The organism is Mesorhizobium sp. M7A.F.Ca.CA.004.06.1.1 (genome assembly GCF_003999135.1).
GTDB lineage: Bacteria > Pseudomonadota > Alphaproteobacteria > Rhizobiales > Rhizobiaceae > Mesorhizobium.
This window is the reverse complement of the sequence record NZ_RZPQ01001102.1, coordinates 1-1,364: the sequence shown is the minus strand read 5'-3', so window position 1 is coordinate 1,364 and position 1,364 is coordinate 1. Positions and strand designations below refer to the sequence as shown.

Annotated in this window: 1 protein-coding gene and 1 pseudogene; one reads left to right on the top strand and one right to left on the bottom strand. The window is 65.4% G+C overall.

Annotation, left to right across the window (positions count from 1 at the left end):
- A partial coding sequence (locus tag EN906_RS34210; protein ID WP_127375782.1) for an MFS transporter occupies nt 1-1,180 on the top strand: 1,180 nt, incomplete at its 5' end.
- A 6-nt stretch (nt 1,181-1,186) separates the two neighbouring features.
- Here EN906_RS34210 and EN906_RS34205 read toward each other — a convergent pair.
- Nucleotides 1,187-1,364, bottom strand: a pseudogene (locus tag EN906_RS34205) (polyprenyl synthetase family protein); the annotation flags it as partial.

Genomic DNA, 1,364 nt, shown 5'->3' with positions numbered 1-1,364 from the left:
CATCTTCATCTTCGCGCTCTGGCTCTATGCGCTTTCGTCGCTGGTCGGCGGCCTCGCCTGGTCGCCGGAAATCATCATCGCTGCGCGTGCCGTGCAAGGCATCGGCGGCGCTTTCCTGTTCCCGGCGACGCTCTCGCTGATCAACCGCCTGTTTGCCGAAGGACCGGAACGCAACAGGGCGCTGGCGGTGTGGGGCGGTGCCGGCGCGAGCGGCCTTACCCTTGGCTCACTGGCCGGTGGAATCCTGACAGGCGCCTTCGGCTGGTCGTCGGTCTTCTACGTCAATGTGCTGCTGGCTGGCATCGCCATCATCGCCGCATTTGCCATCATTCCGCGCGATCCCAAGCGGCACCAGCACCGCAACTTCGATCTGCCGGGCGCGCTGACCGTCACCGCAGGCGCCACATTGCTGGTCTTCACGCTGGTCCAGGGACCTGAATATGGCTGGGGTTCGCCAGCGATCATCGCCAGCGCCGCACTGGCAGCGATCTTCATTATCGCCTTCGCGCTGATTGAGGCGAAGAGCGCTGACCCGCTGATGCCGCTGCGGCTGTTCCGCAATCGCAGCCTCGTCGCCGGCATGACGATCACCTTCCTGTTCATGGGAACGTTCGGAGCCCTGCCCTATTTCCTGACCGTGCTGTTGCAGACCGTACATGGCTTCACCGCCCTGCAAACAGGCCTGGCGTTCCTGGTGCCGTCGATCGCCATCGCCGCCGGCACGCAGCTCGGTGAGCGCCTGGCGACGCGCTTTTCTACACGCTCGACCCTGGTCGGCGGCATGATAGTCGGCGCAGCCGGCACAGCGCTGATGGTCCTTGGAGCATCAGCCGACAGCAGCTATGCCGCCATCGTTCCCGGCCTGATCATCTCCGGTGTCGGACAGGGCATCGTCTGGACCGCCATGTGGATCGCGGCCGCGTCGGGCGTGGCACACGACGAACAGGGCGTTGCCTCGGGAATGGCCTGCACGACGCTCAACATCGGCAACGCGATCGGCATGGCGACATTGATCGCGATCGCCAACAGCCATGTCGGCGGATTGACTGGCGATGCACTGAAGGCCGCGATCGCCGACGGCATACAGATCGCCTTCTGGCTGGCGGCGGCGGGCATCTTTGTCAGCCTGCTGGCCGCGTTCGCTTTGCCGGGAAAGGCGAAGCAGCGGGCAACCGGGTGACGCCGCTCAGTTCACCCGGCTGATGCAGAAATCGATGACGTCGATCAGCGCCGATTTCTGCGGCGTCGCTTCCAGCGGCGCCAGCGCGTCGCGGGCGATCTCGCCGAAATGGCGGGCTCGTCCGATCGTGTCGGCGATGGCGCCATGGCGAGTCATCAGGCCGATCGCCTTTTCCAGGCCGGCG